This is a genomic window from Lysinibacillus sp. G1-3 (assembly GCF_056322905.1).
In genome coordinates this window covers 199,770-225,509 of sequence record NZ_JBWHYQ010000008.1, presented here as the reverse complement: position 1 = coordinate 225,509, position 25,740 = coordinate 199,770, and the positions used below count along the sequence as shown (strand labels likewise).

Annotated in this window: 22 protein-coding genes; 4 read left to right on the top strand and 18 right to left on the bottom strand. The window is 37.8% G+C overall.

The annotated features are described in order from the left end of the window. Positions 1-73: 73 nt before the first annotated feature. From ACVYAD_RS10600 to putP, 7 genes are all read right to left on the bottom strand, one after another. Positions 74-1,126, bottom strand: coding sequence for a YkvI family membrane protein (locus ACVYAD_RS10600; protein ID WP_349659323.1), 1,053 nt, complete (start codon positions 1,124-1,126; stop codon positions 74-76). A gap of 62 nt (positions 1,127-1,188) precedes the next feature. Beyond that, positions 1,189-2,295, bottom strand: coding sequence for an o-succinylbenzoate synthase (gene menC, locus ACVYAD_RS10595; protein WP_476426316.1), 1,107 nt, complete (start codon positions 2,293-2,295; stop codon positions 1,189-1,191). A gap of 22 nt (positions 2,296-2,317) precedes the next feature. Next, on the bottom strand, positions 2,318-3,142 hold the full coding sequence (locus ACVYAD_RS10590; RefSeq protein WP_476426314.1) for a GNAT family N-acetyltransferase: 825 nt from the start codon (positions 3,140-3,142) through the stop codon (positions 2,318-2,320). Then, positions 3,142-4,287: a M20 peptidase aminoacylase family protein gene (locus ACVYAD_RS10585; RefSeq protein ID WP_476426312.1), complete on the bottom strand. Its 1,146-nt coding sequence runs from the start codon at positions 4,285-4,287 to the stop codon at positions 3,142-3,144. The genes ACVYAD_RS10590 and ACVYAD_RS10585 overlap by 1 nt, the downstream gene beginning before the upstream one ends. A gap of 193 nt (positions 4,288-4,480) precedes the next feature. Beyond that, positions 4,481-5,968, bottom strand: a complete 1,488-nt coding sequence (locus ACVYAD_RS10580; protein ID WP_476426311.1) for a peptide MFS transporter — start codon at positions 5,966-5,968, stop codon at positions 4,481-4,483. Positions 5,969-6,376: 408 nt separating this feature from the next. Continuing rightward, a complete protein-coding gene (hflX, locus tag ACVYAD_RS10575) occupies positions 6,377-7,663 on the bottom strand; it encodes a GTPase HflX (protein WP_476426308.1) in 1,287 nt (428 codons plus the stop codon). Between the two features lie 159 nt (positions 7,664-7,822). Then, positions 7,823-9,310: a sodium/proline symporter PutP gene (gene putP / locus ACVYAD_RS10570; RefSeq protein WP_349659329.1), complete on the bottom strand. Its 1,488-nt coding sequence runs from the start codon at positions 9,308-9,310 to the stop codon at positions 7,823-7,825. A 183-nt stretch (positions 9,311-9,493) separates the two neighbouring features. On the opposite strand from putP, the gene ACVYAD_RS10565 reads away from it, so the two are divergent. Continuing rightward, entirely contained in the window at positions 9,494-10,654 is a 1,161-nt protein-coding gene (locus tag ACVYAD_RS10565) for a class I SAM-dependent methyltransferase (RefSeq protein WP_476426307.1), read from the top strand. Positions 10,655-10,663: 9 nt separating this feature from the next. On the opposite strand, the gene ACVYAD_RS10560 is transcribed toward ACVYAD_RS10565, so the two are convergent. The 3 genes from ACVYAD_RS10560 to ACVYAD_RS10550 are packed head-to-tail and all read right to left on the bottom strand — an operon-like array spanning position 10,664 to position 13,030. Further along, positions 10,664-10,981, bottom strand: a complete 318-nt coding sequence (locus tag ACVYAD_RS10560; protein ID WP_476426305.1) for a hypothetical protein — start codon at positions 10,979-10,981, stop codon at positions 10,664-10,666. Between the two features lie 41 nt (positions 10,982-11,022). Then, the gene (locus ACVYAD_RS10555) at positions 11,023-12,342 is read right to left on the bottom strand and encodes an ABC transporter permease (protein WP_349659332.1); all 1,320 of its coding nucleotides are present in this window, start codon (positions 12,340-12,342) and stop codon (positions 11,023-11,025) included. 1 nt (position 12,343) lies between these two features. Next, a complete protein-coding gene (locus ACVYAD_RS10550; protein WP_476426303.1) occupies positions 12,344-13,030 on the bottom strand; it encodes an ABC transporter ATP-binding protein in 687 nt (228 codons plus the stop codon). Positions 13,031-13,474: 444 nt separating this feature from the next. Here ACVYAD_RS10550 and ACVYAD_RS10545 point away from each other — a divergent pair, with 444 nt between their 5' ends. The 3 genes from ACVYAD_RS10545 to ACVYAD_RS10535 all read left to right on the top strand — a co-directional run bounded on the left by ACVYAD_RS10545 (position 13,475) and on the right by ACVYAD_RS10535 (position 17,427). Then, on the top strand, positions 13,475-14,095 hold the full coding sequence (locus ACVYAD_RS10545; RefSeq protein WP_079562474.1) for a DUF47 domain-containing protein: 621 nt from the start codon (positions 13,475-13,477) through the stop codon (positions 14,093-14,095). A 20-nt stretch (positions 14,096-14,115) separates the two neighbouring features. After that, positions 14,116-15,132, top strand: coding sequence for an inorganic phosphate transporter (locus ACVYAD_RS10540; RefSeq protein WP_349659334.1), 1,017 nt, complete (start codon positions 14,116-14,118; stop codon positions 15,130-15,132). Positions 15,133-15,315: 183 nt separating this feature from the next. Beyond that, positions 15,316-17,427 carry an MMPL family transporter gene (locus ACVYAD_RS10535; RefSeq protein ID WP_476426300.1) on the top strand — a complete coding sequence of 704 codons (2,112 nt, stop codon included), beginning with the start codon at positions 15,316-15,318 and terminating at the stop codon, positions 17,425-17,427. Positions 17,428-17,541: 114 nt separating this feature from the next. Here the strand turns inward: ACVYAD_RS10535 and ACVYAD_RS10530 are convergent, their stop codons facing one another. The 8 genes from ACVYAD_RS10530 to ACVYAD_RS10495 all read right to left on the bottom strand — a co-directional run bounded on the left by ACVYAD_RS10530 (position 17,542) and on the right by ACVYAD_RS10495 (position 25,731). Then, positions 17,542-18,153 (bottom strand): alpha/beta hydrolase, encoded by a 612-nt coding sequence (locus ACVYAD_RS10530; protein ID WP_349659336.1) that lies wholly within the window; start codon positions 18,151-18,153, stop codon positions 17,542-17,544. 18 nt (positions 18,154-18,171) lie between these two features. After that, the gene (locus tag ACVYAD_RS10525; RefSeq protein ID WP_349659337.1) at positions 18,172-18,363 is read right to left on the bottom strand and encodes a hypothetical protein; all 192 of its coding nucleotides are present in this window, start codon (positions 18,361-18,363) and stop codon (positions 18,172-18,174) included. A gap of 22 nt (positions 18,364-18,385) precedes the next feature. Beyond that, a complete protein-coding gene (locus tag ACVYAD_RS10520; RefSeq protein WP_349659338.1) occupies positions 18,386-18,850 on the bottom strand; it encodes a hypothetical protein in 465 nt (154 codons plus the stop codon). 708 nt (positions 18,851-19,558) lie between these two features. Continuing rightward, positions 19,559-20,170 carry an NUDIX hydrolase gene (locus tag ACVYAD_RS10515; RefSeq protein WP_349659339.1) on the bottom strand — a complete coding sequence of 204 codons (612 nt, stop codon included), beginning with the start codon at positions 20,168-20,170 and terminating at the stop codon, positions 19,559-19,561. A 12-nt stretch (positions 20,171-20,182) separates the two neighbouring features. Beyond that, positions 20,183-21,262 (bottom strand): AI-2E family transporter, encoded by a 1,080-nt coding sequence (locus ACVYAD_RS10510; RefSeq protein WP_349659340.1) that lies wholly within the window; start codon positions 21,260-21,262, stop codon positions 20,183-20,185. 295 nt (positions 21,263-21,557) lie between these two features. Continuing rightward, complete coding sequence (locus tag ACVYAD_RS10505) at positions 21,558-23,255, bottom strand: M3 family oligoendopeptidase (RefSeq protein ID WP_349659341.1); 1,698 nt, start codon at positions 23,253-23,255, stop codon at positions 21,558-21,560. Positions 23,256-23,328: 73 nt separating this feature from the next. After that, the gene (locus ACVYAD_RS10500; protein WP_432760135.1) at positions 23,329-23,889 is read right to left on the bottom strand and encodes a YdcF family protein; all 561 of its coding nucleotides are present in this window, start codon (positions 23,887-23,889) and stop codon (positions 23,329-23,331) included. A gap of 99 nt (positions 23,890-23,988) precedes the next feature. Next, positions 23,989-25,731 carry a methyl-accepting chemotaxis protein gene (locus tag ACVYAD_RS10495; RefSeq protein ID WP_476426297.1) on the bottom strand — a complete coding sequence of 581 codons (1,743 nt, stop codon included), beginning with the start codon at positions 25,729-25,731 and terminating at the stop codon, positions 23,989-23,991. Positions 25,732-25,740 lie beyond the last annotated feature (9 nt).

Below are 25,740 nucleotides of genomic sequence, written 5' to 3'. Positions count from 1 at the left end.
CAACAACATGATGTTGGTCACTCAGTCGTGTGTTGTTATTGCTTTTGCTACATAAAACATTCGCTGAAAGAAATTATGCTATTCGTCGAACGCCTTTGAGCCACGCAAAAACAATTAAAATGATTAATATAAAACCTACATACCCCATCACTGCATATAGCTTGGCTACAAGCGTTGTAAAGCCAGCGAGACTTGCTAAAAAGCCCAATGCGCCGATAAAAAAGGCAGTAACCTTAAAACTAGCCTTATTAGGTTTAAAAAACCTTACCATAAATGAATAGAACATCCCTACCGCTGTATTATAAATCATCCCTAATAAGGAAAAAGACATCAACAGACCGACTAGAGGATGAATTTCATTTGCTAAAGCTAGCATCGGTATATCTAGGCCAACGATAACATTCATTTTGGCAAGAAGGGATAGGTTAATAAGAAGAATTAAAGCTCCGAGCAAAACCCCACCAATAATGCCTCCCATCCCCGCCACCTTCTCATTGCGAATAGATCCACACATAACAGTTAAAAGAGAAAAACACACACCGATATTAAAAGACGTATACAGTAAAGCTGTAGTCCACCAGCTTTTAGTACTCACTTGTGCTTGTTGTGCGATAACAGCTTGTTCGACAAAGGTCAAATCCATCGTAGCTATTGAATAGACAGCTATGATCGAGACAATTGCTAGCAGATAGGGTGTAGCAATAGCAATAATGTTTATGATACTCTTTACATTCATCATAACCGTCGCTATAGTCAGTACAATCATACAAATGCTCCCTAGCCAAACCGGCAGTCCAAACATTTGATGAAACGTAGCACCTGCTCCTGCAAACATGATTACTGCTACACCGAATAAGAAAAGGGACAGTAAATAATCCATCACAAAGCCTACAGTATTACCTGATATTTGATAAATTAAATCCTTGTGCGATGTCGTACGTAATCTTGAGCTAATTTGTGCAAGGCACATTCCTACTAAAGCAAATCCAAATGTCGCAATAAGTGCACCATATACCCCATGAAAGCCATAGCTTGTAAAATAAAGTACGATTTCCTGTCCTGATGCAAATCCCGCACCGACGATAATTCCTACATAGGCACCACCGATTTGCAAACTTTTTTTCAATCAGTTCTCTCCCTGTTTATCCTTATTATCGGGATCATCACTAAAGTGTGGTGATGATCCTATTATTGATAGACCTTTCTGCTGATTGTTAGCTTATCGATTACCTTCAAATTAGGTGTATATCCAATACCAATTGTTTGTGGCACACGAATATAACCATCCTCTACAATTACTTCAGGTGTAATGATATCCTCATACCAATAATGACTAGAGCCTGCAGTATCCCCTGGTAGCACAAAATTAGTGAGCGATGTTAATGCAATATTATGCGCTCGTCCGATTCCTGCCTCTAGCATGCCACCACACCAAACAGGAATTTTATTTTCCTTACATAAATCATGAATTCTTCTCGCTTCTGTTAAACCGCCTACACGTCCTATTTTAATATTGATAACACCACAACTACCAAGCTCTATCGCTTTTCGAGCATCTTCATAGGAAGTGATGCTTTCATCTAAACAAATAGGTGTTTTTATTTTTCGCTGTAGCTTAGCATGATCGACAATATCATCTACAGCTAAAGGTTGCTCAATCATTAATAGATTAAATGCGTCAAGTTGCTGCAATACATCCATATCGTTCAATGTATAGGCTGAATTAGCATCTACCATTAATGGCAGATCGGGCATTTCAGCTCGTATAGCACGTATAACTTCTACATCGTGACCAGGCTTAATTTTCACTTTTACTCGTTTATAGCCTTTATTTACATGGCTTTTTAATAGCTCTATTAATGCTTCGGTGGAAGATTGAATACCTACGCTAACGCCTACCTCTATTTGTTCCTTATGTCCACCTAATGCTTTTGCAAGTGATTGTTTCGTTTGTTGAGCATAAATGTCCCATATAGCCCCTTCAATAGAGGACTTCGCCATGCAGTTACGACGAATAGAGGAAAACAAAGCACTAACTTCATCTGGATGCCCAACCTCTTTATGTAACAAGATAGGTATCAAGAAGTCTTCAAGCATATGCCATGTTGTTTTTAATGTCTCCTCTGTATACCAAGGCGCTACAAAGGCAACAGCTTCTCCCCACCCTACAGTTCCTGATTGATCTATCGCTTCTATAAGTAAAAATTCCTTTTCATCAATTGTGCCAAAACTCGTTGTAAACGGAGATTTCATTGGCATTTTCATATGTCTAACTGTAATCTGTTCTAATTTCACAAGATTTCACTCCTTATCCTTATTATAAAGCTAATAAGGAGCGTCTGACTAATAGATAGCTATGGACATATTCCTTGTGCTTTTTCATTCGAACGATTGCATAATCTTGTTCAAATAATGTCGTTAAAATAGTACGAACTTTATAACGCCAGTCTTCTGCAAGCTTAGGACTATCCACTTTCATCTTTTGTAAATATTGAGGTATGGGCAATAAATAAGCATCCTTATAAAATAATTGCTCTCGCTGAAATTCACCTTCAATATCGAGCACTGGTAAGCCATCTACCGTTAAAGACCACGGTACAATTTCTTCGGCTCCCTCTTCTAGTTCATCTAAGGAATCATCTACTCGCTCGCGTTCGATCCACCATTCTACGACAATTCGATCCGAAGGTAGCCCATCGTTAAAATCATCCTTGAGCGGACCATAATAATCATTTTCATACTGAAGACTAAAGGAATTGAGCTTCAAAAACGATAAATTAGCCATACATGCTTCTAGTGGATCAAATAGCCAAATCACAAGCTGAAACCCATATTCTTTTGCATATTCCTGCTGGGCATGCTTTAATAATTCACCTACACCTTGTTCACGATATGTTTTCTCCACGCCAATCATGTGTGAGTGTAAATACATTTTTCCATGTCCATAGCCAACAAAGCAGTAGTTAAAGCCGATCAGCTTGTCGTCTAAATACGCCCCAAGTACTAATCCACCATTTTGTACAGCCGCTAACAATTGATGAGAGGGAATAGCCTGACTCCCCCAAATTCTTTCGTTTAAAATTTGCACTTCTGCAACCTCTGTAGGTGTCATTACTTTTTGAATACGCACTCTCTCTAACATTATGCTGACCCCTCCTTTGTATTCCCTGACTCCAACGCTAACAATACCGCTCTTGTAAGAATTTCAACTCCAGTTACTAGCCTTGCCTGCTTAAATTTCATCTTCGGATGATGTAGTCCTGGTGCTAGTCCACAGCCTAAACCTAACATCGTAGATTTTAAATGTGGGCGTTGGACAGCATAATGATGAAAATCTTCTCCTCCAGGTGTATGAATTGGCCTTCTTAAATTTGACACCCCTGTTGCTTGCACGATTGCTTTCTCCATAAGAGATTGAGCGGTTGAGTCTACCTCAGCAGCTACTATATTTGCCACTGTACGTAATTCAATCTGTACTTTATGCAACAGCTTGGAAGAATCAATAACCCTTTTTACTCCCTGTACAAGTGCATCCATCACATCATTTTGTTGAGCTCGTATATCAATGGTGAACGCTGCACTCCCAGGAATAATATTGCCGGATTCTCCTCCTGCATGAAATTTAGTCATCTTAATTGATACAGGAACCATCGGATCTGTATGAATGGTTCGTAAATCTTCAATAATAGTTGCTCCTACTTCAATGGCATTCACGCCAAGATGCGGTCTAGCAGCATGGGCATCTTCTCCAATGATTTCTCCTTCTAATAATCGAGAAGCTCCATGGTGCAACGCGGCACAATATGTACCGTCTTCAAGCTCTTGGACAGGTCTTACATGGACACCAAATAAAAAGTCTAAATCATCAATGACTCCTTCTTTTAAAACAGAGAAAGCGCCTGTTCCTTTCTCTTCCGCTGGTTGAAAAATTACACGAATTGTACCGTTGAATGATGGAGCAAGCTCTTTCAAAAGTAAGAGGGCACCGATTGCCATCGTCATATGTCCGTCATGGCCACAGGAGTGATTCGCACGAAATTCACCATCTACTTCCTGCCATAACGCATCCATGTCCGTACGTAAACCGACTTTAGGTTGACCATTCCCTACATCAACATAAAGCCCTGTACTGTTTTTAAAGCGTATTGGTGAAAAACCTTCACGAGTTAGTAAATCGAAAATATAATTTGTTGTTTCTACCTCATGCCAACTTATTTCTGGATTCGCGTGCAAGTACGTGAAAATCTCCATTAATCTTGGCCTCAAACGACTCAAAGCTTCCTTCATAGCATCCAACCCCTTAAATTATCATACTATTAAGATTATTATAAATGAAAATAATAACTTTTCTACTCTAAAACGTCCCGCATCCAGCCATTTAACCACAAGTTATGTGATGAGCAGATTATCAACAAAATATTCTTTATACAAAAAAAAATGCAAGCACAGTTATTTGAATAACTGTACTTGCATTTTTTGATTAATTAATACCTCGCATAGCTTTTGAAATAATTGGCGATAGCACTAATATTATGATCCCGAAAACAATTGCTAATGAGCCTAAGAAACCGAAGTATGTGAATTCACTTACCACTTCATAGACTTTTACAAGTTGTGCGTTGATCGCTTGCGCTGCTGCGCTTGTTAAAAACCAAAGAGACATCGTCTGTGCAGCAAAAGCCTTTGGAGCCAATTTTGTAGTAACTGACAACCCTACTGGCGATAATAATAACTCCCCAACTACAACTAAAAAGAATGATAATACTAACCACAATGGACTTACTAAATCTGTACCACCAGATAAATACGCTGGAAGCATCATCACTAAGAATGACAATCCTGCAAAGAATAATGCATATGCGAATTTACGCGGTGTAGATGGTTGCTTATCTCCCCACTTCATCCATAACATGGCAAATAACGGAGCCATTGTAACGACGAATAAAGGGTTTAACGATTGGAACCAAGAAGATGGGATATGAAAACTACCAATATCCAATCGTGTACGACTATCTGCATACGTTGCTAAAATAGTCGCCCCTTGTTCTTGGATTGCCCAAAACATTACAGCCGATAAAAACAAAGGAATATAAGCGAGCACGCGAGACTTCTCGTCCTTCGTTGTTTTCTCACTGCGATACATATAAATAAAGTACAACGTTGGAATTACAATACCTAGCGCCGTAATAATTAAACCAAAAACATTCACTGTTAGTACGCCAGTTTTAATACCAATTGCCCCAGCAATAATAATAAGTAGCGCTAAAATCCCAAATCGAGAAAAGACTTTTTTACGTTCTTCAGGCAGTAGCGGGTTGTTTACCTGTAAACCTGCTAACCCTAAATATTTTTTCCCTGTTAATTTAAAAATAATTAAACCAACTAACATTCCGATCCCCGCTACGCCAAAGCCTAGGTGGAAATTATACTGTTGTCCAATTGTTCCGACAATTAATGGTGCAAGGAATGATCCCATGTTAATGCTCATATAGAAAATTGAAAAACCTGCATCACGACGACTATCTGTATCAGCATACATATCTCCGACAATGCTTGAAACGTTCGGTTTTAATAAGCCTGTCCCAATAACAATAAAGAACATTGAAACAAATAAAATGCTAGCGCCACCAGGTAACGCTAGCAGGAAATGTCCAAACATAATGAACACGCCGCCATAAAAAATGGTTCTACGTGTACCTAGTATTCGGTCAGCAATCCAACCACCGATAATCCCTGACATGTAAACCAATGATCCGTAGATAGCCATAATTGAGTTCGCTAGCCCACGATCTAGGCCTAAGCCACCTTCATGCAATTCATAATACATAAAGAAAATCAGAATTGCTCGCATACCGTAGTATGAGAATCGTTCCCAAAATTCAGTGAAAAATAATGTAAAGAGCCCTTTAGGGTGTCCGACAAAGCCATTTTGAGGGACGGATTTTACAATTTCATCTTTAGTAGACATAAAAATATCCTCTCCCGATTTCATTATTCAATGATAATATTATTACCCAAAAGTAAGGATAAAAACTTTATTTCATCATACTAAAGCGTTTTAAAAACTTTTTCAAGAGTTTTAAAAAATGTTGGAATTTTACACCTTTTCTTTAAATTCAGACTCATTTTGCTATATTTATAGCAAACCTATTGATATTACTGAGTTTTCTTACTCTTTAATATCTACTAATTTATAAACTTCTACAAAATTATTCTAAAATATTTTATAATCAGATTATTTACTTTATTTACAAATAAGCTAGTATTATCTAGAATTTAATCCACAATGATATAAATTCGCTTTTTCTTTTGCAACAAAAAAACACGTTAGAAACACGAATAGTGCTTCTAACATGTTTTTAGAACATGTCTGTGATTAATTAATTACATATTGTTGGAATTTTGCGTAATCCGCTTCTTTTGCCTCTATTGTTAACAGCGTGCCATTTTCTTCATATACTGTTTCATAGACAGAGGCATGTTCATTTAAATAAGATACGATATTTCCCTGCTCATACGGAATGAGCATTTTACATGTTATATAATCAGAGAAAATATGCTGACGTATCATTTGCAATAATTCCTCTAATCCAGTCCCATCCTTCGCTGAAATCCAAATATTATCACCACTGATCACAGGGTATGGAACGTTGGCTATATCAGCTTTATTATACACATAAATTGTTGGAATCCCTTCAACGCCAACTGCTTTAAGCGTTTCATTTGTTACTTCCATCATAAAGCCGTGCTCAGAATTGGAAACATCCACAACATGTAGTAATAAGTCGGCATCACGAGCCTCTTCTAGAGTTGAGCGGAATGCCTTCACTAGATGATGCGGTAATTTGCTAACGAAACCAACTGTATCTGTTAATAAAAATGTCTTCTTATCAGGTAATTCTATTTGACGGACAGATGTTTCAAGTGTGGCAAAAAGCATATCCTTTTCAAACACTTGTTTATGATCTTCCTGCCCTATTTTCGTAAGTAGCTGATTCATAATGGTTGACTTACCAGCGTTCGTATAGCCAACAATGGAAACGACAGGGACGGCATTTTTACGTCGTTGTTTACGCTGCGTCTCTCGTTGCTCCTTCACATGCTCTAGGTCCTTCTTAATTTTCGCAATTTGATCCTCAATTTTACGACGGTCTAGCTCGAGCTTTGTCTCACCTGCACCACGGTTTTTAAAGCCACCTCCAGTACCGCCACCTTGACGACTGAGAGAAGCATGCAAACCAACCAAACGAGGTAACATATATTGCAATTGCGCTAACTCGACTTGCAGCTGGGCTTCACTTGTTTTAGCACGACGTCCAAAAATATCTAAAATCAACATCGTTCTATCAATAACCTTTGTTTCTAAATCGCGCTCTAAATTACGGATTTGCGAAGGAGATAATTCATCATTAAAAATTACTAAATTCGCCTGTACTTCATCATAAAAGTTTTTTATTTCTTCAATTTTCCCTGTTCCAACATAATGAGATGGCGTAACTCGCTCTAAATTTTGTGTGACTATGCCAGCTACTTCAACATTTAAAGCTTCAGCTAAATTTTTTAGCTCCTCCATTGAATAATCAAAATGCTCATCATTCCGTAAATTTACGCCAACTAAAATAGCTTTTTCCACCAATATATCTACTTCTTTAATTCTATCCATCCACAAACCTCCCACCAATGCCTTGATGCTACTACGACAAATTTTCTTCATCTTACCATATAATGTCCAAATTCGTGTTGTTTAGTAGTTATCTTATTTTCAATAACATATATATCGTAAAAAATGCGCCTTCTATACAAAAAGGCGCACTACATTTATTTACTTACGTTCTTCTTTTAACAATACCTCAGTGCGATTGAACTCGTCTTCAATATCTTTATTCGGTTTATATGTCAAGATACTGACAATAACCGCAACGATTAAGCATACGAAGAAGCCTGGAACAATCTCATATAATGTATCAGATAAGACCTTTATTTTCCCCCAAATGAAGGCAGTTGCAGCACCTGCTATCATCCCACTGAGAGCTCCGTAATTCGTTAATTTCCTCCAATATAGAGACAGCAATATTACTGGACCGAATGCTGCACCAAAGCCAGCCCAAGCAAAGCCTACTAAGCCTAAAATAGAACTATCTGGATTCCATGCTAAAATCGCTGCGATAATAGCTACAACTAAAACAGCGACACGGCCAATAAAAACATAATGCTTATCATCTGCCGTTTTATTAAATATAGCTTTGTAAATATCTTCTACAAGCGCTGACGAAGTAACAATTAATTGTGATGAAATTGTACTCATAACCGCGGCTAAAATGGCAGCTAGCATTATACCTGCAATAAATGGGTGGAATAGGATTTGGCCAAGTACAATAAATACTGTCTCGGCGTCCTTTAACTCACCTGCATTTTGTTCATAATAAGCCACACCTACCAAAGCTGTTGCAATCGCCCCGAACAAACTTAGCATCATCCAGCCAATACCGATACGACGTGCCTGCTTTGTTTCTTTTACTGAACTTATTGCCATAAAGCGTACGATAATATGTGGTTGTCCGAAATAACCTAGTCCCCATGCAAGTGATGAAATAATTGCCGCAGCAGTTGCAGTTGCTGGTAATAAACTTAGATGTTCAGGATTTACAGCTTTAATAGATGCTATTGTGTCTCCAATTCCACCTGTTAAAAACAATCCAAATAACGGTACAGAAATAAGTGCAATAAACATAATTAGACCCTGTAAAAAGTCTGTATAACTAACAGCTAAAAATCCTCCAAACAATGTGTATGCTACAACAACAGCAGATACAATCAATAAACCAGTATGGTAGTCATAGCCAAATGAACTATCAAAAAACTTGCCTCCTGCAACCATTCCCGAAGAAACATAAAATGTAAAAAAGATTAAAATAATAATACCTGACGCAATTCTTATAAGCTTTGTGTTGTCACGTAAACGATTATCTAAATAACTCGGAATAGTAATTGAGTCATTAGCAACTTGTGTATATACACGCAGTCTCGGTGCTACTAGTAACCAATTCAAATAGGCACCAATCGTTAAACCAATAGCAATCCAAGCCTCAACAATTCCAGATAAATAGATCGCACCCGGTAATCCCATTAACAGCCAGCCAGACATATCTGCTGCACCTGCACTAAGCGCTGTGACAGCAGGGCCTAGCGAACGCCCGCCGAGCATGTAATCGGTTAAATTAGATGTTTTAATAAATGCATACCAACCGATTCCTAGCATAGCTATCATATAAATGATAATCGAAAGTAATTGATACATGTTTGCAGACATATTTTTCCCCCTTATTTCCCCATAAATCTTTTTATTAAAAATTCTCTATATTTAAAATACCACAAATATACAAGATAACCTATAATTATTCAAAGAGCGAGTTCTAAAATTTATAATAGCAATGCAATTCATAAAGTATGTTAAACTAGTGCCATCTATAACACGATAAAGAAGGCGAAATGTATGACATATGAAGAAATGAAAGCTCAGCTTATAGAGCGGATTTTACAACAACAACTTGTTACTGCGACAATCAGTCAACCACGTATGAAATCAAACGAAATAATACGTATAAAGCTAAAACCTTTATTATTGAAGGATACTTACCATATACAAATTGAATATCAATTTGAACGTATTTTAAAGCATGAAAATGTTTTATTAGAAGATTTCCCTGAGAAGCTAGAAGCATTTTTTAACGATTACCGCCAAGCACATATTGATTTTATTGATGAAAAAATACAAGTGCAGCTATCAAAAAAGAACAAAGTACTATGGAAATCTGATAAGTCCCCAACGCCAAAGCAAGTTAATTTAGCGCATAATCGCAAGAAAAACTATTTGCTGGCAGAGGATAAGCCATATCCATTTTTAATTCGTCTTGGCGTACAAACGGAAGAAGGAAAAATAAAAAAACAAAAATACGATAAGTTTAAACAAATCAACCGCTTCATCGAATTTATTGATGATGCATTAACATATTTACCAAAAGATCGTCAGGTTCGTATTTTAGATTTCGGTTCAGGCAAATCCTATTTAACATTCGCCTTATACCACTATTTAAAAATCGAAAAAGGCTTAGACATTCGTGTCACTGGTTTGGATTTAAAGAAGGAAGTCATCGAAGAATGCTCACAAATCGCTCAGGATTTAGGCTATGAACAACTCGAATTTCTAGTAGGAGATATTAATGATTATAATGATGAGTCTGCCGTGGACATGGTAGTAACTCTACATGCTTGTGATGTTGCTACTGATATGGCATTGGCACGAGCTGTGAAATGGGGAGCAAGCGTTATTTTAAGCGTCCCTTGTTGCCAGCATGAGCTAAATCGCCAGCTTAATACACCAGCTCTTGATATCATGCTTCAGCACGGTCTCGTACGCGAGCGTTTTTCAGCGCTTGCAACGGACGCAATCCGAGCAGAAATTCTATCACTTGTGGGCTATGAGGCACAACTGCTGGAGTTTATCGATATGGAAAACACACCAAAAAACATTTTAATAAGAGCATATCATACTGGTAAAAAGCCAAGCTCTGAACAGCGCGCTAGCTACGATGCATTTTTAAAGTTACTAAATGCCAAGCCGTTTTTAGCGAATGAGTTACAAGCTTACCTATAATATACCGCGTTATTTGTGAGTGAAGCGCGGGTATTCGCCTCCCTTTCGCGGGTATTTCATCGCCAAGCGCGGGTATTCGCCTTCCTTTCGCGGGTATTTCATCGCCAAGCGCGGATATTCGCGCTGCCTCTGCGGGTATTTCATTGCGGAACGCGGGTGTTCGTCTTCCTTTCGCGGGTATTTCATCGCCAAGCGCGGGTATTCACTCTCCTTCCGCGGGTATTTCATCGCCAAGCGTGGGTATTCACTCTCCTTCCGCGGGTATTTCATCGCCAAGCGTGGGTATTCACTCTCCTTCCGCGAGTATTTCTTAATTTGCTTAATCACATTAAGAGGGCGGTCCAATAACTTTTGGACCGCCCTTTCTATTATAGTTCTTGTCGTAATGCTTGAATAACGTCAATTTTTGTGGCCTTTCGTGCCGGACGATAGCCTGAAATCATCGCTACACCAATACTAATAGCTGCTGCAATAATAACGAGCTGCCAAGGAATTAGAGAAAATGTAATGTCACTTTTACTAAATGCCTCTTCCCCTGTTGCTGCTTCTAGAATTACAGGCAGTGCAGCATTTGCTACGAAGCTAATAATATATGAAATAACTACAGCTATTAAAGTCCCAATAACACCGATGAACGTACTTTCCATTAAGAACAATCGTTGAATAAGCTTTGGACTTGCTCCAATCGCCTTTAAAACACCGATTTCACGAGTACGCTCTGTAACTGCCATTGTCATTGTATTGAAAATGCCAATCGAGGCAATCAAGACAGCAATTGTTCCTACAAAAATTAAGCCGATCTTTAAAACTAGGAAAAATACATTCATTTTATCCAACTGCTCAGTCACCGAATAAACGTTATAGCCATCGTCTTTTAGTTTGTCTAAAATTGATTTTACATTTTCCATACTATCAGCGAAAATATTGAATTCTGAAAGAAACATGTCATCTTCTTTAACATTACCCGTTGCTGCTAAATTAGTTGCTAGCATAGGCTTTTGCTCTGTATCCATATAAATAGAGTTATTGACCATCCAATCATAAGAAGGCTTCTTCATAACACCGACAATCGTATACTTTATTTTCTCGCCCTCTTCTGCACCCTCAGTACGCGGCATTAATGCTAATTCGATTTCTTTACCAATTAATGAGTCCTTATACCCTTCCTCACTACCATTATAAAACGTGCCTTCCGCTTCAGCTTTTTTACTTTTCTCTTCAATAATTTTGCGCTCAGCATCATTTATTAATGTTTGAGCAAAATGATAACCTACAACGATTTCGTTTGGCTTTGTTGGATACTTTCCTTTTGCAAGCTTGCCACTTACTTGCTCAAAATCTTGCATATTCGCAACGTATACATCAGATAGTGTATCGCGGTCTTCAAAAAATGAATGTCCGGATGCATTGACAGTAATCGTTTCAAGTACTGTTTTCACATGTTCTATACTTTTTATTTCATGGATTTGTTCCTCTGTAAATTGATCATTACCAAACACTTGAATTTTCGTAATATTTTCATCCGATAATATTTCATTACGTATGGAATCCTGCAGCCCAAACCCAACTGATGCGAGGACAATCAAAAATGCACACCCCATCGTTGCCGCTAGTACTGTCATAAACACACGTAATTTATTTTTCTTTATATGCTGTGTAACAAAATCTAATTGATCTTTAAATAACATGTTATGCTTCCTCCTTTACAAGTTCCCCATCGTACATGCGGAAACGTCGATGTGCTATCGTTGCTACTTCCTCGTCATGAGTAATGATGACGAATGTTAAACCAAGCTCACGGTTTAGACTTTGAATGAGCAGCAATATATCTTGCTCTGTTTCTGAGTCAAGACTTCCTGTCGGCTCATCTGCCAGCAAAATAGGTGGATTTGTAATTAAGGCTCTCGCAATACTAACACGCTGTTGCTGACCACCCGATAATTCATTCGGGTAATGGTCTGCTACCTCCGTTAAACCAACCTTGTCCATTAATTTTTTCACCTTTTCAGTACGTATTGCTTTCTTGATACCTTGCAACTTCAATGGTAGTTCTATGTTTTCAGACGCCGTTAAGCCTGGCATCAGTTGAAAGTTTTGAAAGATAAATCCGAAATGTTGCAAGCGAAAGGCTGCACTTTCTACTTCAGTAAAATTAGCTGCTTCTTTACCGTTTACCTTAATAGATCCTTGTTCAGATTTCATAAATCCTGCTAGTATTTGTAATAAGGTAGATTTACCGGATCCGCTTTTACCAACAATTGCGATAATCTCTCCTTTTTTCACCTCAAAGTTGACACCCTTTAATACCGGAACCTGTTTTTCCTTGCCTTTCTTTCCAATTAAAAATGTATGTTGTAAGTTTTCGACTTGAATCATTTTCAAATAAACACCCTTTCACATTCTTTAAATCCATCACCATAACGTGTGATTCTTTCTCTATTGTAGACAAGAATTCTTAATAAAGTTGAAGGATAAAAATGAAGATATTCTTAAGAAAAGGGATAACTATGAGTAAAGCAATCCCTTTACATCCCCTTTACAATTCTGACATATAAGTTATTCAAAATTTTATGTCTCCATAGTATTCTTTTGTATTAAACAGAAAGTATAAACCCTTATAAAACCTATGTTTAAAGCGTTTTCCTGTACTAATAAAAACAAATACAGAGGTTCCATTATTATTTTGTGAGCAAATTGTATATTACAGGATTGTAAAGTTTTATGGAGAATAGAAAAAATTTATGTAGATAAATTAAAGATTTTGTTATGATAGTAAAGTTTAGAGGCCAATTTATTTATATCCAGGAGGATTCGATTTACATGCTTAACTCAAAAAAACAAGACCCTTTCTTTATAGCTTTGCATAAAATTGCTGAGAATATGAGAGAGGCCGTACATTACGCAAATGATTTTCGTATTAACAGTGTAGCTGACTTAAAAGAGATTAGCATTACTATGAAAAATTACGAAACAGCTGGTGATAAGCTCATTCACGAACTGATCGTGATGCTAAACAAATCATTTATGACACCTATCGAGCGCGAAGACATTCTAGAATTTGCCATTCGTATGGACGACGTATTAGATGGTACGGAGCATTGTATCGCTCATTTTGAAATGTTCTCTCTAACAGAAGTTGACGAATCAATGCGTACTTTCTTAGGCTATATTTCAAAAAGCGCTGATGAAATTGTGAAAGCAACAGAAGAGTTAAAGAAAAAGAATCTTATTGGCATGCGCCCACACGCAATTCTTATTAAGGACTATGAACGTGAATGTGATGAAGTACAACGTTCGTCTATTAAACAACTATTTTTAAATGAAAAAGATCCGATTCGACTTATTAAATATAAAGATATATATGAACAACTTGAAGATATCGCTGATCATTGCCAAAACGTTGCAAATACTATGGAAACAATTATCATGCGTAACGCGTAATTAGGAGATGGGCACTTACAATGAACACAATCATTATTCTAACCGTACTGGTCGTTATCTTTGCCCTAACATTTGACTTTATCAATGGCTTCCATGATACAGCAAATGCTATTGCAACTTCGGTTTCCACTAGAGCATTGAAACCTCGCGTAGCTATCATGATGGCTGCAGTGATGAACTTTATCGGAGCTATTACTTTCGTCGGTGTTGCAAAGGCTTTAACAAAAGATATTGTAGATCCATTCGCTTTAAATGCCTTTGCGGGAGATACAACTGGTTCAGTCGTTATTTTAGCGGCATTAATCTCCGCTATTATTTGGAACTTACTAACGTGGTATTTCGGTATTCCATCGAGTTCTTCACATACTCTGATTGGCTCCATTGCTGGTGCAGCAGTTGCATCTGCTGGCTTCGATGTTCTAAACTATGGCGGCTTCACTAAAATCATTATGGCCTTAGTGCTATCACCAATCCTTGCGATTTGCGCTGGCTTTATTATGATGACACTGTTTAAATTATTGTTTAAAAACTTAAATTTATATCGTACGAATAAAGGTTTCCGTACGATGCAAATTTTCACTGCCGCCATTCAATCTTTTACACATGGTACAAACGATGCACAAAAGGCAATGGGGATTATGACGATGGCGTTAATCGCTGGTGGTTTGTATACAGGAGATGAAATTCCTTTCTGGGTACGAGCTGCAGCAGCAACTGCCATGGGGCTTGGTACTTCAATCGGTGGCTATAAAATTATTAAAACAGTCGGCGGTAAAATTATGAAAATCCGTCCAGTAAACGGAGTTGCAGCAGATTTAGCATCTGCGTCTGTTATCTTCGGTGCTACATTAATTCATTTACCAGTTTCTACAACACACGTTATTTCTTCCTCTATCATGGGTGTCGGCTCTGCACAACGTGTACGTGGCGTAAACTGGGGGATGGCGCGTAAAATCGTCACTACTTGGATTATTACAATGCCAATTTCTGCAGTTATGGCAGCTACGATTTACTTTTTATTATCGTTATTCTTTTAACTTCTTCCCACTCCATAGATGGTGAGAAACATGTGGATTTCATGGAATTATGCCAAGGCATAATTGATTTTGATTGCATACTAAGACTCCTGTTCCTTATTAGGGACAGGAGTCTTTAAATTATTACACGACAAAATGTGACACATCCTTTACACTATTTTAAAAAGGGGGACAGTACCTACTATGAAAACTTTTTCAGCTTTTATAACAGCCCACGCTAAAGCTATCGTAGCCTTATGGTTCGTCATTTTTATTTCCATGGCTATGTTTGCTATACAACTTCCGAGTAAACTTCATGGCGACGGTTTCTTCGTGAAAGGAGATCATACCTACGTAACAAATGAGCTTGCCAAAACATTTGATTTACCTTCCGAGACAATTTTGGTCGTCTTCAATCCAGCGGACGATAAGAAAATTCAAGATACATTAAAAAAGTTGGAAAAAATTAAGGAGATTCATTCAATCCAGTCACCACTCGATGATGTTTCTTTACAAAAGAATGGTATAGCTTATGCCATGATTCATCTAAAAAATAATATTGATCAGTTACCGGATGTTGTGAAAGACATTCGTTCATTAATAGAAGATGACGGTGTGAGCATTACTGGCGGACCTGTTATTTCAGCGGACATCAATACAGCCAGTCAAAAGGATTTAGCGTCAGCAGAGGCGATAGGCTTACCAATTGCTATCATAGTGCTATTACTAGCTTTCGGTACTGTCGTAGCCTCCATCTTACCTATCGTTATTGGCGTAGTTACTGTTGTCACTGCGTTTGGAATTTTGACTTTGTTTAGCGGTAATGTCAATTTATCGATTTTTGTATTAAATATAGTACCCATGCTTGGACTTGCATTAAGCATTGATTTTGCCTTGTTATTTATTAACCGGTATCGCGAAGAACGTGCTTACACATCCATTGTACAAGCTATTCAAACGTCTATACAGACAGCCGGCCGTTCAATCATCTTTTCTGCTGCTTGTGTCATGATCGGCTTAGGTGCCATGATTGTCATTGACGTCGAGATTTTTCATAATATCGCTTTAGGAGGCGCAATTGTTGTATTTCTTGCAGTACTTTCCGGCTTAACCTTGCTACCTGCTACGATGATGTTATTAGGAGATCGCCTTAATAAATGGCGCCTATTACGTGTAAAATCTGGTGGTACAAATCGTTGGCGAGGTTTTGCTGGTTTTGTCATGAGACATCCTGTTGCCATCGTTATTGCGGCTTTATTATTACTAGGCATTGGCATGATTCCATTGAAGGATATTAAACTTACAATTCCTCAGGTGGATTCATTACCGGCTAAATATGAGGCACGTACTGCTTATGATCAGCTAGATGAGACGTTTGGACTTGGTGATACCTCAACATTATATTTATTAGCTGAACGTAAAGAAGGCTGGGAAGATAATGAAGCAAGAAAGCTTATTTACACTATTCAAGAAAAGTTGCTTGATGATCCATTAGTAAATCATGTTTCAACCATTTATACGACGGCTAACATTAAGTCACCTGAGGAATTGACTGCTTCTTTGAAAACTCCACAAGTGGCAGAACAAATAAAACCAATTCTAAATACGTTTGCTAAAGATAAACAACTCTTTATCCCAATTACATTGGATGCAGCCGGTTCATCCACTACCGCTCAAGAATTTGCTCGAACATGGAAAGATAAAGATTTAGGTGTCGATTTCACGCTCGGGGGTCATGCGAAATTCAATCAAGAGATTTTCGATGAAATTGCTAGTAAAATTTTCTTGGCTGTATCTATTATTATCATTTCAACGTTCTTTATTTTAATGGTCGCTTTCCGCTCTATTTTAATCCCACTGAAAGCGATTATTATGAATATCATTGGACTTTCATCAGCCTTCGGTATTCTCGTCTATATTTTCCAATATGGACATTTGGGCATTGAAGCCGGTACGATTGTCCTTATTATCCCAGTAATTGTATTTTGTCTTGTATTCGGCTTAAGTATGGACTATGAAGTCTTTTTAATATCTCGCATTCAAGAAGAATATCAAAAAGGGGCGGATAATACACGTGCCACGATTGACGGTCTAACTTCTACAAGTCGTATCATTACGTCAGCAGCGCTTATTATGATTGTTATTACAGGGGCATTCGCTTTTACAGATGTGATGCCCGTGAAGCAAATTGGGGTTGGTATAGCTATTGCGGTCGCCATCGATGCAACAATTATTCGCCTCATGCTTGTTCCTAGTCTTATGAAGCTCTTTGGGGACTGGAATTGGTGGCTGCCCTTTGCGAAGAAACAGAAATAAACGGAAATTAAAATTAATTATGCCTCAGCATCCGAAATCGGCTTTGTGTTTGGACACCTACTGAAAGAAATTAAAAAAAATCCGCACCCTTACTCAAAGGTTGCGGATTTTTCCTTATTTTGAATAAATATGGTCGTACCATTCTTTTGCAGCTTCTACCTCAGGCATTGTTAGCTGATGACCATAATTAAACCATACAGTTGTTACATCGGCCCCAGCTGACGTTAAAAGCGCCTCTAAATCTTCAGATTCCTGAGCAGTACACATTGGATCATTCGTTCCAGCACCGATAAAGACAGGAGTTGAAGAAAGTGTAGGCAATTTAATATCGCGTCTAGGCACCATTGGATGATGCAATATTGCACCTGCTAGAGCATCTTCATAATGGAATAATAGGCTAGCAGCAATATTCGCACCATTAGAATACCCGATAGCAACAACTCGATTACGGTCAAAGCCATACTGCTGCGCTGCTTCTAATAAAAAATCATTTAATTCCTTCGTACGGAAAATTAAATCCTCTATATCAAAAACACCTTCCGCTAATCTACGGAAAAAGCGTGGCATACCATTTTCAAGGACATTTCCACGGACACTTAAAATACTTGCTGTTTCGTCAATTTCCTTCGCAAGGCCGATTAAGCTTTGTTCATTTCCACCTGTACCGTGTAACAGTAAAAAAATTGGTTTTGTTTCATCTGTTCCTTTATAAAAAACGTGCTGCATTTACAGTCCACCTCTCAATTATCTTGAATTCGAGATAATTGTAGCCTGTGGCAAAATTAAATTCAAGCTCTTTGACTTATTTATTTGGCGATTTTCACTATTTGGCTGTTCCTTATGATCTTTATAAAATTTTGTGATCGTAAATACTGAAAATAAACAAGCAGCTAGAACAACAACAATAACTATTCCCACTATTTTTTTCCCATTCATTCGTTCGTATCCCCCGAATTACTTATTTCTTTTTACGAAAACCTTCTTCTAGTAAATATTCTTTCGCAGCATCGTGTGTACCAAAGGCTTCTTCTAAGTTTTCTCCATGATAAACATTCCACGAACGTTGCTCAAAGGCTAGCATTAATTGAGCACCTTCACGATTTTGCCATAGCTCTTCGATCGGCTCTTGCTCCTCTGCTTCTTCCGATAAATATTGGATGGCATCTTCAATAATTTCACGAAGTTGTTGTTCATCGTAGTCACGAATATTTACTAGGCCTTTATCGCTTGCTTCTTCCTCGTAGCGCAATAAATCACCGACAAATACAAAACCGTTGCCATTTGGGTGTAGTTTTTCCACAACAATTGTCTTTTCATAAAGGCTATCCATAAAGTGATAATTTACGCGTTTCAATGAAATTTCCTTCTTTGTCAGTTCAGGAAATGAGTCGATGATGGCTTGCTTTTGTTCAAATGTTAGCATATAAAAATGCTCCTTTTCTATTCAATATCTCTTTTAGTATAACTTATTATTCCTGTTATATTGAAGTAAAATAGGTAGTACTAAAAGTAAAGTTTAATGTCCATAACGTGTAGGTTGATTGTGTAGGTTGATTGTGTAGGTTGATTTCCGTTCCGATTGGGCGCTTTCCTGTGGGCGTCCGATGAGCCGCTTCGCTTCGCTGCAGGGTCTCGGACCATCAGGATGTTGGTCACGAAGGCGTTAGCACAGGACGTGATGCTCTTAGCCTTCGTTCCTCTATATCGCTAATCCCCGAGGAGTCGCCCAATCTCCACTCCAATCAACTTATTCGCATAGCATACGTTTTAACAAAACGTCATCACTAAATTAAGATGAGAGACCCAAATTAGAAAATCACATCACTATAACGTAGAAGGCGTTATAACAGGACGTGACGCTTTTAGCCTTCTTCCCTCTATTACGAATCCCAAAGGAGTCACCCAAGATCAACTTATATACACGGCATACTCTTTAACAAAATTAATGATTAGACAAGAAGTCAGATCCTAATCATTTTTACTATTAAAGAAAAAATCCGCTTAAACTCTCTGTGGAAAAAATAAGAATGTACCAATGTGGCACATAGCTTATCCCACGGAAAGCGAAGCGGATTTACCTTTTACAATTATGCTAGAATTCCTATGAAGGTTTTTCAGACACCACACAAATTCATAACATTTTATCTTTTACAAACTGAATAACATGTGCAACGTATAGTTCCCGGTATGGGACAAATTGTGCAGCACTTACAGGGCGCACAATTTTCGCTCGTTGACCATCAGGGAAATATTCATAGCCTTCAATATTTAAAGTAGCTGTCTCTCCTAAAAAGAATGCCTCTGCCTCGTCAAGCTTTGCTCGAACGACCCCTGACACTTCCTCATACTGCAGGTTAAATGATTCCCAATCATGTTTGAATGGATATATAAAAACATGACAAAATTCATTGTCAATCATGTTTTCTGAAACGATACTACAAGATGTCATGCCCATTTTAACTACTTCGTGTACGTCAACATCGAGTCCTAGCTCTTCCTTTACTTCGCGAATTCCTGACTCGACTGTCTCTACGGCTAATAAATGCCCCGCCGCTGTAATATCAAGCAAACCAGGATAGTCCTTTTTTTGTGCACTACGGATTTGGAAATAGATATAGTCCTCATTGACAAGCCAACAGTGGAATGTTTCATGCCATAGCCCTTTTTCATGTACCTCTGCTCTCGTTGCTGTCCCTATCTGTTCATGCTGTTCATTAAAAACTTTCACAATTTCTTGTTCCATTTTTTCCGACTCCTATACCGACTTCGTAGCCTTTTTCTTAATCACGTTCCGTTCATCATAAATATTGGATGCGATTACTTTTAATACTGCATAAAACGGTACAGCAATGATAATACCGATAAAGCCTGCAATATTACCTGCTGCTAAAATAACTGTAATAACGGTTAACGGATGAATATCGAGTGTTTTCCCCATTACATTAGGTGTTATAAAGTTACTATCAATTTGCTGCGCCACGAGCGTGACAACAGACACCCATATGACTAACACTGGATCCTGAACAACAGCCACAATCAGCGCTGGTGTAAAGGCAATCCATGGTCCTATAAACGGAATCATATTCATAAAGAAAGCAAATATAACAAGAAGCAATGAATATTCTAAACCTATAATTAAATACCCGACATACATAATGAGTGCAAGTAAAAAACTAATTTGTAGCTGTCCTTGTATGTAGCTACGTAAAACACCATCAATTTCACTTAACGTTTTCTTCACCCATTCACGGCGTTCACCACTAAAATATTTATAAACTGATGGTGCAAATTTTTCATGATCCTTCAACATAAATATAAAGAAAAACGGAATTAAAATAGCTAATAAAGAAACTGAAACAACTGATTGTAAAAACGATACTAGTCCCTTACTTGCCGCAAAAGCAATATCCTGCACATAGTTTGCCATATTGTCGATAAGATCTTTTAACTGTGGCGGGAAGTTATCCCTGTTTCTCAATACATAATCAGCTGCATCTTGAATACTAGCACTAATCTGCGGTACATTTTTCACTAAATTATTTACCTGTACGGCAATCGGATTACCAACGATCCACCCAAAGCTACCTACAAGCGCTATTAATCCAACGATTATCGTTAAAATGCTCGCCCATCTCGGCCATTTACGCTTCTCTAAAAATCTCTGAATCGGTTCTGTAACATAATACAAAACACCGCCCAGTAATAAAGGCACAAAAATAGCTTTTAAGATAATTACAAGCGGCGAAAAAATCCAATGAATCTCTATAAAATATTTAATGACTAATAGGGCAAGTAAAATCCCTACGCCTACTTGAAACCAAACTTTCCTCGTCACTTTAATTCACTTCCTTTTATCTCAGTTACTGAAAATACTACTTATATATTAACCATTTCGCAAGTATCCTATTAATTATTGTCTAAATATGAGAGTTTATCAATTATGCCTCGGCATAATTTTAGCTGCCGCATTGCATTCGCTACAAAAGACATTTGCTGAAAAAAGTTAGCACAAAAAAATTCGCGACCCTCCAATGGGCAATCTCGCAAGCCCCTCAAATGCCAAAGCATCCGAGGAGGCTCATACGGTTTGCCTTCCATAGGAGTGTCGCAAATTTTCACAATGTAGTAGTTTATAATTTTGTATCGTCTATTGAATTTAAGTAATCTTCAATATCGCCAATAACCGATTCAACACAACCGTCCTCAAATGGTGAAATTAAGCCTGCTTCTTTTACAAGCTTCGTAAAGGACATAGAACCACCTAAACCACATAAATGCGTATAGTCCTTCCAAGCAGCTTCAAATTCTTCACGTGAACGTTTCCAGAACTGGAATGCACAAATTTGTGCTAACGTGTAATCAATGTAATAGAACGGACTTGCATAAATATGTGCCTGACGTTGCCATATACCACCTGCTTCTAGATAGCTATTATGATCATAGTCACGGTGTGGTAAATATGTCTCCTCAATTTTTTTCCATGCAGCTTTACGTTCAGCTGGTGTCATATTCGGATTTTCATAAATCACATGCTGGAACTCATCAACTGCAACACCGTAAGGAAGGAATAATAAGCCACTGCTTAAGTGTGTGAACTTATATTTTTCTGTATCTTCCTTAAAGAATAGCTCCATCCATGGCCATGTGAAAAACTCCATACTCATCGAATGAATTTCACAAGATTCATAAGTTGGCCATAAATATTCTGGGATTCCGATATCACGGCTTGAATAAACTTGGAAAGCATGTCCTGCTTCATGTGTTAACACATCGATATCACCTGAAGTACCATTAAAGTTCGAGAAGATAAATGGTGAGTGATAGTTTTCGATAAACGTACAATAACCGCCACTCTCTTTTCCTTTCTTCGCCACTAAGTCCATTAATTCATGATCAATCATAAAGTTGAAGAATTCACCCGTCTCTGGTGATAGCTCCTCATACATTTTTTTACCGTTCGCAACAATCCATTGCGGATCACCTTTTGGTGTCGCATTTCCTGATACAAAGTTGAATGCTTCATCGTAGAACTTAAATTCAGAAATACCAATACGCTTTGCCTGACGTTCATATAACTTAGTTGCAATAGGTACGATTAAATCACGAACTTGGTCACGGAATTTCTTTACCATATCTGCATTATAGTCAATGCGATTCATTCGAACATAGCCTAGCTCGACATAGTTTTTATAGCCTAATTTAACAGCGATTTCATGGCGCACTTTGACAAGTTCATCATATAATTGATCAAATTCCTCTTCATGCTCAGCAAAGAAGCCAAAGCGTGCATCCGTTGCCGACTTACGCATTTCACGATCAGTAGACTCTGCATACGGACCAAGCTGAGCAAGCGTTAATGTTTCACCATTAAAGTCAATTTGCGCAGAGGCAACAAGCTTATTATATTCTGAAACGAGCTTGTTCTCCTTTTGCATTAGATCAATGACTGCTGGAGAAAAACCTTTAATTTGATAGGTTGCTAAATCAAATAATTGCTGGCCCCATTTTTCTTCTAACTGCTCACGGAATGGTGAAGCGATTAGTGCTTTATAATATTCTGTTGTTACCTCTTCCAGCTCAGGTCCAACCTCATCAAAATAATCGCGTTCTGCATGATAGAATTCATCATTTGTATCAATCGAAGCACGAATATACACTAGGTTTGCCATCGTGGCATAGTCATTACTCAATCCGTTTAATTTCTCAATTATTTCACTTTGCTCGTCCATCGTTTGCGCATTTTTAAATTGGTCAATTAAAGATAATTGTTGCTCTTTCATTGCCTCAACTTTCGGACGGCTGTATTCATAGTCTTTAAATGTTTTCATAAAATCCCCTCTTTCTGTCATATCCCCCGTTACATTTCTATTATATGCCAAATCTATAGTATTAAGAAATAAATTAATAGCCAAATACATATGTTTTTAATAGTGCGGCCTTTTCACGAAGCGTTAACTTCAATTCCACCGATTTTGGTGTTTTTGCCGCAACGACATCTACTTCAAAGCCTAAAGACTCCGCTAAATATTTTGCACGCTTTAAATGGAAATCATTAGAGACAATCGTGATTTTCTTAGTTTCTTTAGGCAAAAGTTCTTTACTAAATAATAAGTTCTCGTAAGTTGAAGTAGATTGGTCTTCCACTACTATTCTATTTGTATCAATACCATTGTCCTGTAAGTATTTAAGCATGACTGAAGCCTCTGTCCGATCTTCATCTTCCCCTTTTCCACCTGACACAATCACTTTTACACGAGGATACTTTTTCAAATACTTTACTGCCTCTTCTAATCTATTTTTCAAAGAAAGCGATGGAATTCCTCCCGGTTTTACCTTTGCTCCCAGGACAATCATGTATGTAGCTGTTCCGTTTGCAGCTGGCTGGACACCCTGTTTCATCTCCTCGCCGAGCCAAATATAAACAACACTACTCATAGCAAGTAATATAACCCCTAATCTTATTACCCATTTCTTCACGATTGACCCCCCTTACCTTTTATTAACGTTTAGGCAAAAAAAAGGATGCTTGTACTGAAATTGCTGTACAAACATCCTAATTGATTATCTTAATATAAAGCGCTTAATAGAATCCTGTAACGCTGTTATTTCATCTGTTAAATCATTAGAAGATTCACTAACAACCTGAATGGCACGCTGTTGTTCATCAACGGATGCCGTTACTTCCTCTGATGCAGCAGCATTTTTCTCACTAATCATCGCAATACTTTCGATAGATTGCATAATGTTATTTTTTGAGCCATTCAAATATTCTACTCCAGTAGTCATTTCCTTAATAATAGAAATGATTTCTTCTACGGCCAATCCTATTTCCTTAAAGGATGACTCTGTTATGGCAACCGAATCATTTTGCTGACGAACAATGACGTTTGTTTTCTTCATTTCATCGTTCACTAAATTAGTTTCACTTTCAATCCCTTTTAAGGTTGTACGTACTCGCTCTGTTGCTACAGATGTTTGATCCGCTAACTTACGTACCTCCTCAGCAACAACCGCAAAGCCTTTGCCATGCTCCCCAGCTCTAGCTGCCTCTATCGATGCGTTCAATGCAAGCAGATTCGTCTGATCAGAAATCTCCGTAATCGTACCGACAATGCCTTCAATTTCCCTAACTTTCACAATTAAGCTATTAAATACAGCATGAACATTATTAATCACTTCTGAAGACTCGTGTGATGTCTCTTTTAAGCTCTTTAAATTTAAGAGTCCGTCTTGATTTGATCGCTTCATATTTTGAGATGCATCAAGCATTACTTCATTTTTGTCATGCAATAATTCAATCTGTCGCGCAAAATCAATAGCTGTTCTATTCGTATCCTCTGCATCTGAAGCTTGCATTAATGCGCCGTTTGAAACCTCATTTATCGCTTTTACTATTTCATCTCCATAAGCGTTTGTTTCCTCTGCCACAGATGTTAAATTTGACGATGTCGATTGAATTTCTACAATAGCTTCCTCTACATCTGTAATTAATGTTTTCAGTTGATCAACCATTTCATTAAAGCCTTCATTTAACTGACCAATCTCATCCGAGCGTTGTAGATTTTCAATTTCTACAGTTAAATTCCCTTTGGCTACCTCACGTACACGTTTCGATAATTTTCGCACTGGTAAAGCTAAATGTCTTGAAACCATTATGACAACTACAGTACCTATAATGATGGCACCTAATAATGTAATACCAATAACAAATAATAATGAATTAGCCCCTTCATTAAAATCTTGCATATATGTACCCGATACAATGATCCATCCCCAATTTGGATCCTTTGCAGAATAAATTATTTTATCAGCTACTACATCTTGCCCTGGTAGCTCAAACTCATATTTGGTATATCCCCCACCCGCAAGTGCTTTTTCAGTTACTTCCCGAATAAAGTAATTTCCGCTACTATCTTGATCGTTCCATAGGTTATCCCCTTCTCGAGTGGGATGGGTTGTTAATGTTCCTTTATCATCTAAAACATATAGATACCCATACTCCCCCAAGTCTCCAGGATAGTTAATTGGCCTCTTTCCTTCACTATCCTTCGGTCCTAGAAATGCCTCCCGCACTTTCTCCTGTGCAACTTCTAAAGGAACGTCGCCCCTTTTAACACTCTCATTTGCAAGCTCGATTAATTGCAAAGAAGATTCAACACTATTTTTAATAACTTGTTCACCAATATCATCCAGACCTTTTTTTGCTTTACTATAGCTAGCTAAGCCTATCACTAAGCTAGGGATAATTAATAATGCTAGTGAAATGATAATTAATTTCCCCTGTATCGAACGTGAAAACTTCATGCTTTAGCC

Bases quoted from the DNA above. Each gene is read 5' to 3' on its own strand.
- ACVYAD_RS10545 (WP_079562474.1), top strand. From the start codon at position 13,475: ATGCTTAACTCAAAAAAACAAGACCCTTTCTTTATAGCTTTGCATAAA.
- ACVYAD_RS10535 (WP_476426300.1), top strand. From the start codon at position 15,316: ATGAAAACTTTTTCAGCTTTTATAACAGCCCACGCTAAAGCTATCGTA.
- ACVYAD_RS10530 (WP_349659336.1), bottom strand. From the start codon at position 18,153: ATGCAGCACGTTTTTTATAAAGGAACAGATGAAACAAAACCAATTTTT.
- ACVYAD_RS10555 (WP_349659332.1), bottom strand. From the start codon at position 12,342: ATGTTATTTAAAGATCAATTAGATTTTGTTACACAGCATATAAAGAAA.
- ACVYAD_RS10590 (WP_476426314.1), bottom strand. From the start codon at position 3,142: ATGTTAGAGAGAGTGCGTATTCAAAAAGTAATGACACCTACAGAGGTT.
- ACVYAD_RS10565 (WP_476426307.1), top strand. From the start codon at position 9,494: ATGACATATGAAGAAATGAAAGCTCAGCTTATAGAGCGGATTTTACAA.
- ACVYAD_RS10580 (WP_476426311.1), bottom strand. From the start codon at position 5,968: ATGTCTACTAAAGATGAAATTGTAAAATCCGTCCCTCAAAATGGCTTT.
- ACVYAD_RS10515 (WP_349659339.1), bottom strand. From the start codon at position 20,170: ATGGAACAAGAAATTGTGAAAGTTTTTAATGAACAGCATGAACAGATA.
- ACVYAD_RS10520 (WP_349659338.1), bottom strand. From the start codon at position 18,850: ATGCTAACATTTGAACAAAAGCAAGCCATCATCGACTCATTTCCTGAA.
- ACVYAD_RS10525 (WP_349659337.1), bottom strand. From the start codon at position 18,363: ATGAATGGGAAAAAAATAGTGGGAATAGTTATTGTTGTTGTTCTAGCT.
- hflX (WP_476426308.1), bottom strand. From the start codon at position 7,663: ATGGATAGAATTAAAGAAGTAGATATATTGGTGGAAAAAGCTATTTTA.
- ACVYAD_RS10585 (WP_476426312.1), bottom strand. From the start codon at position 4,287: ATGAAGGAAGCTTTGAGTCGTTTGAGGCCAAGATTAATGGAGATTTTC.
- ACVYAD_RS10540 (WP_349659334.1), top strand. From the start codon at position 14,116: ATGAACACAATCATTATTCTAACCGTACTGGTCGTTATCTTTGCCCTA.
- ACVYAD_RS10495 (WP_476426297.1), bottom strand. From the start codon at position 25,731: ATGAAGTTTTCACGTTCGATACAGGGGAAATTAATTATCATTTCACTA.
- ACVYAD_RS10550 (WP_476426303.1), bottom strand. From the start codon at position 13,030: ATGATTCAAGTCGAAAACTTACAACATACATTTTTAATTGGAAAGAAA.
- ACVYAD_RS10505 (WP_349659341.1), bottom strand. From the start codon at position 23,255: ATGAAAACATTTAAAGACTATGAATACAGCCGTCCGAAAGTTGAGGCA.
- putP (WP_349659329.1), bottom strand. From the start codon at position 9,310: ATGTCTGCAAACATGTATCAATTACTTTCGATTATCATTTATATGATA.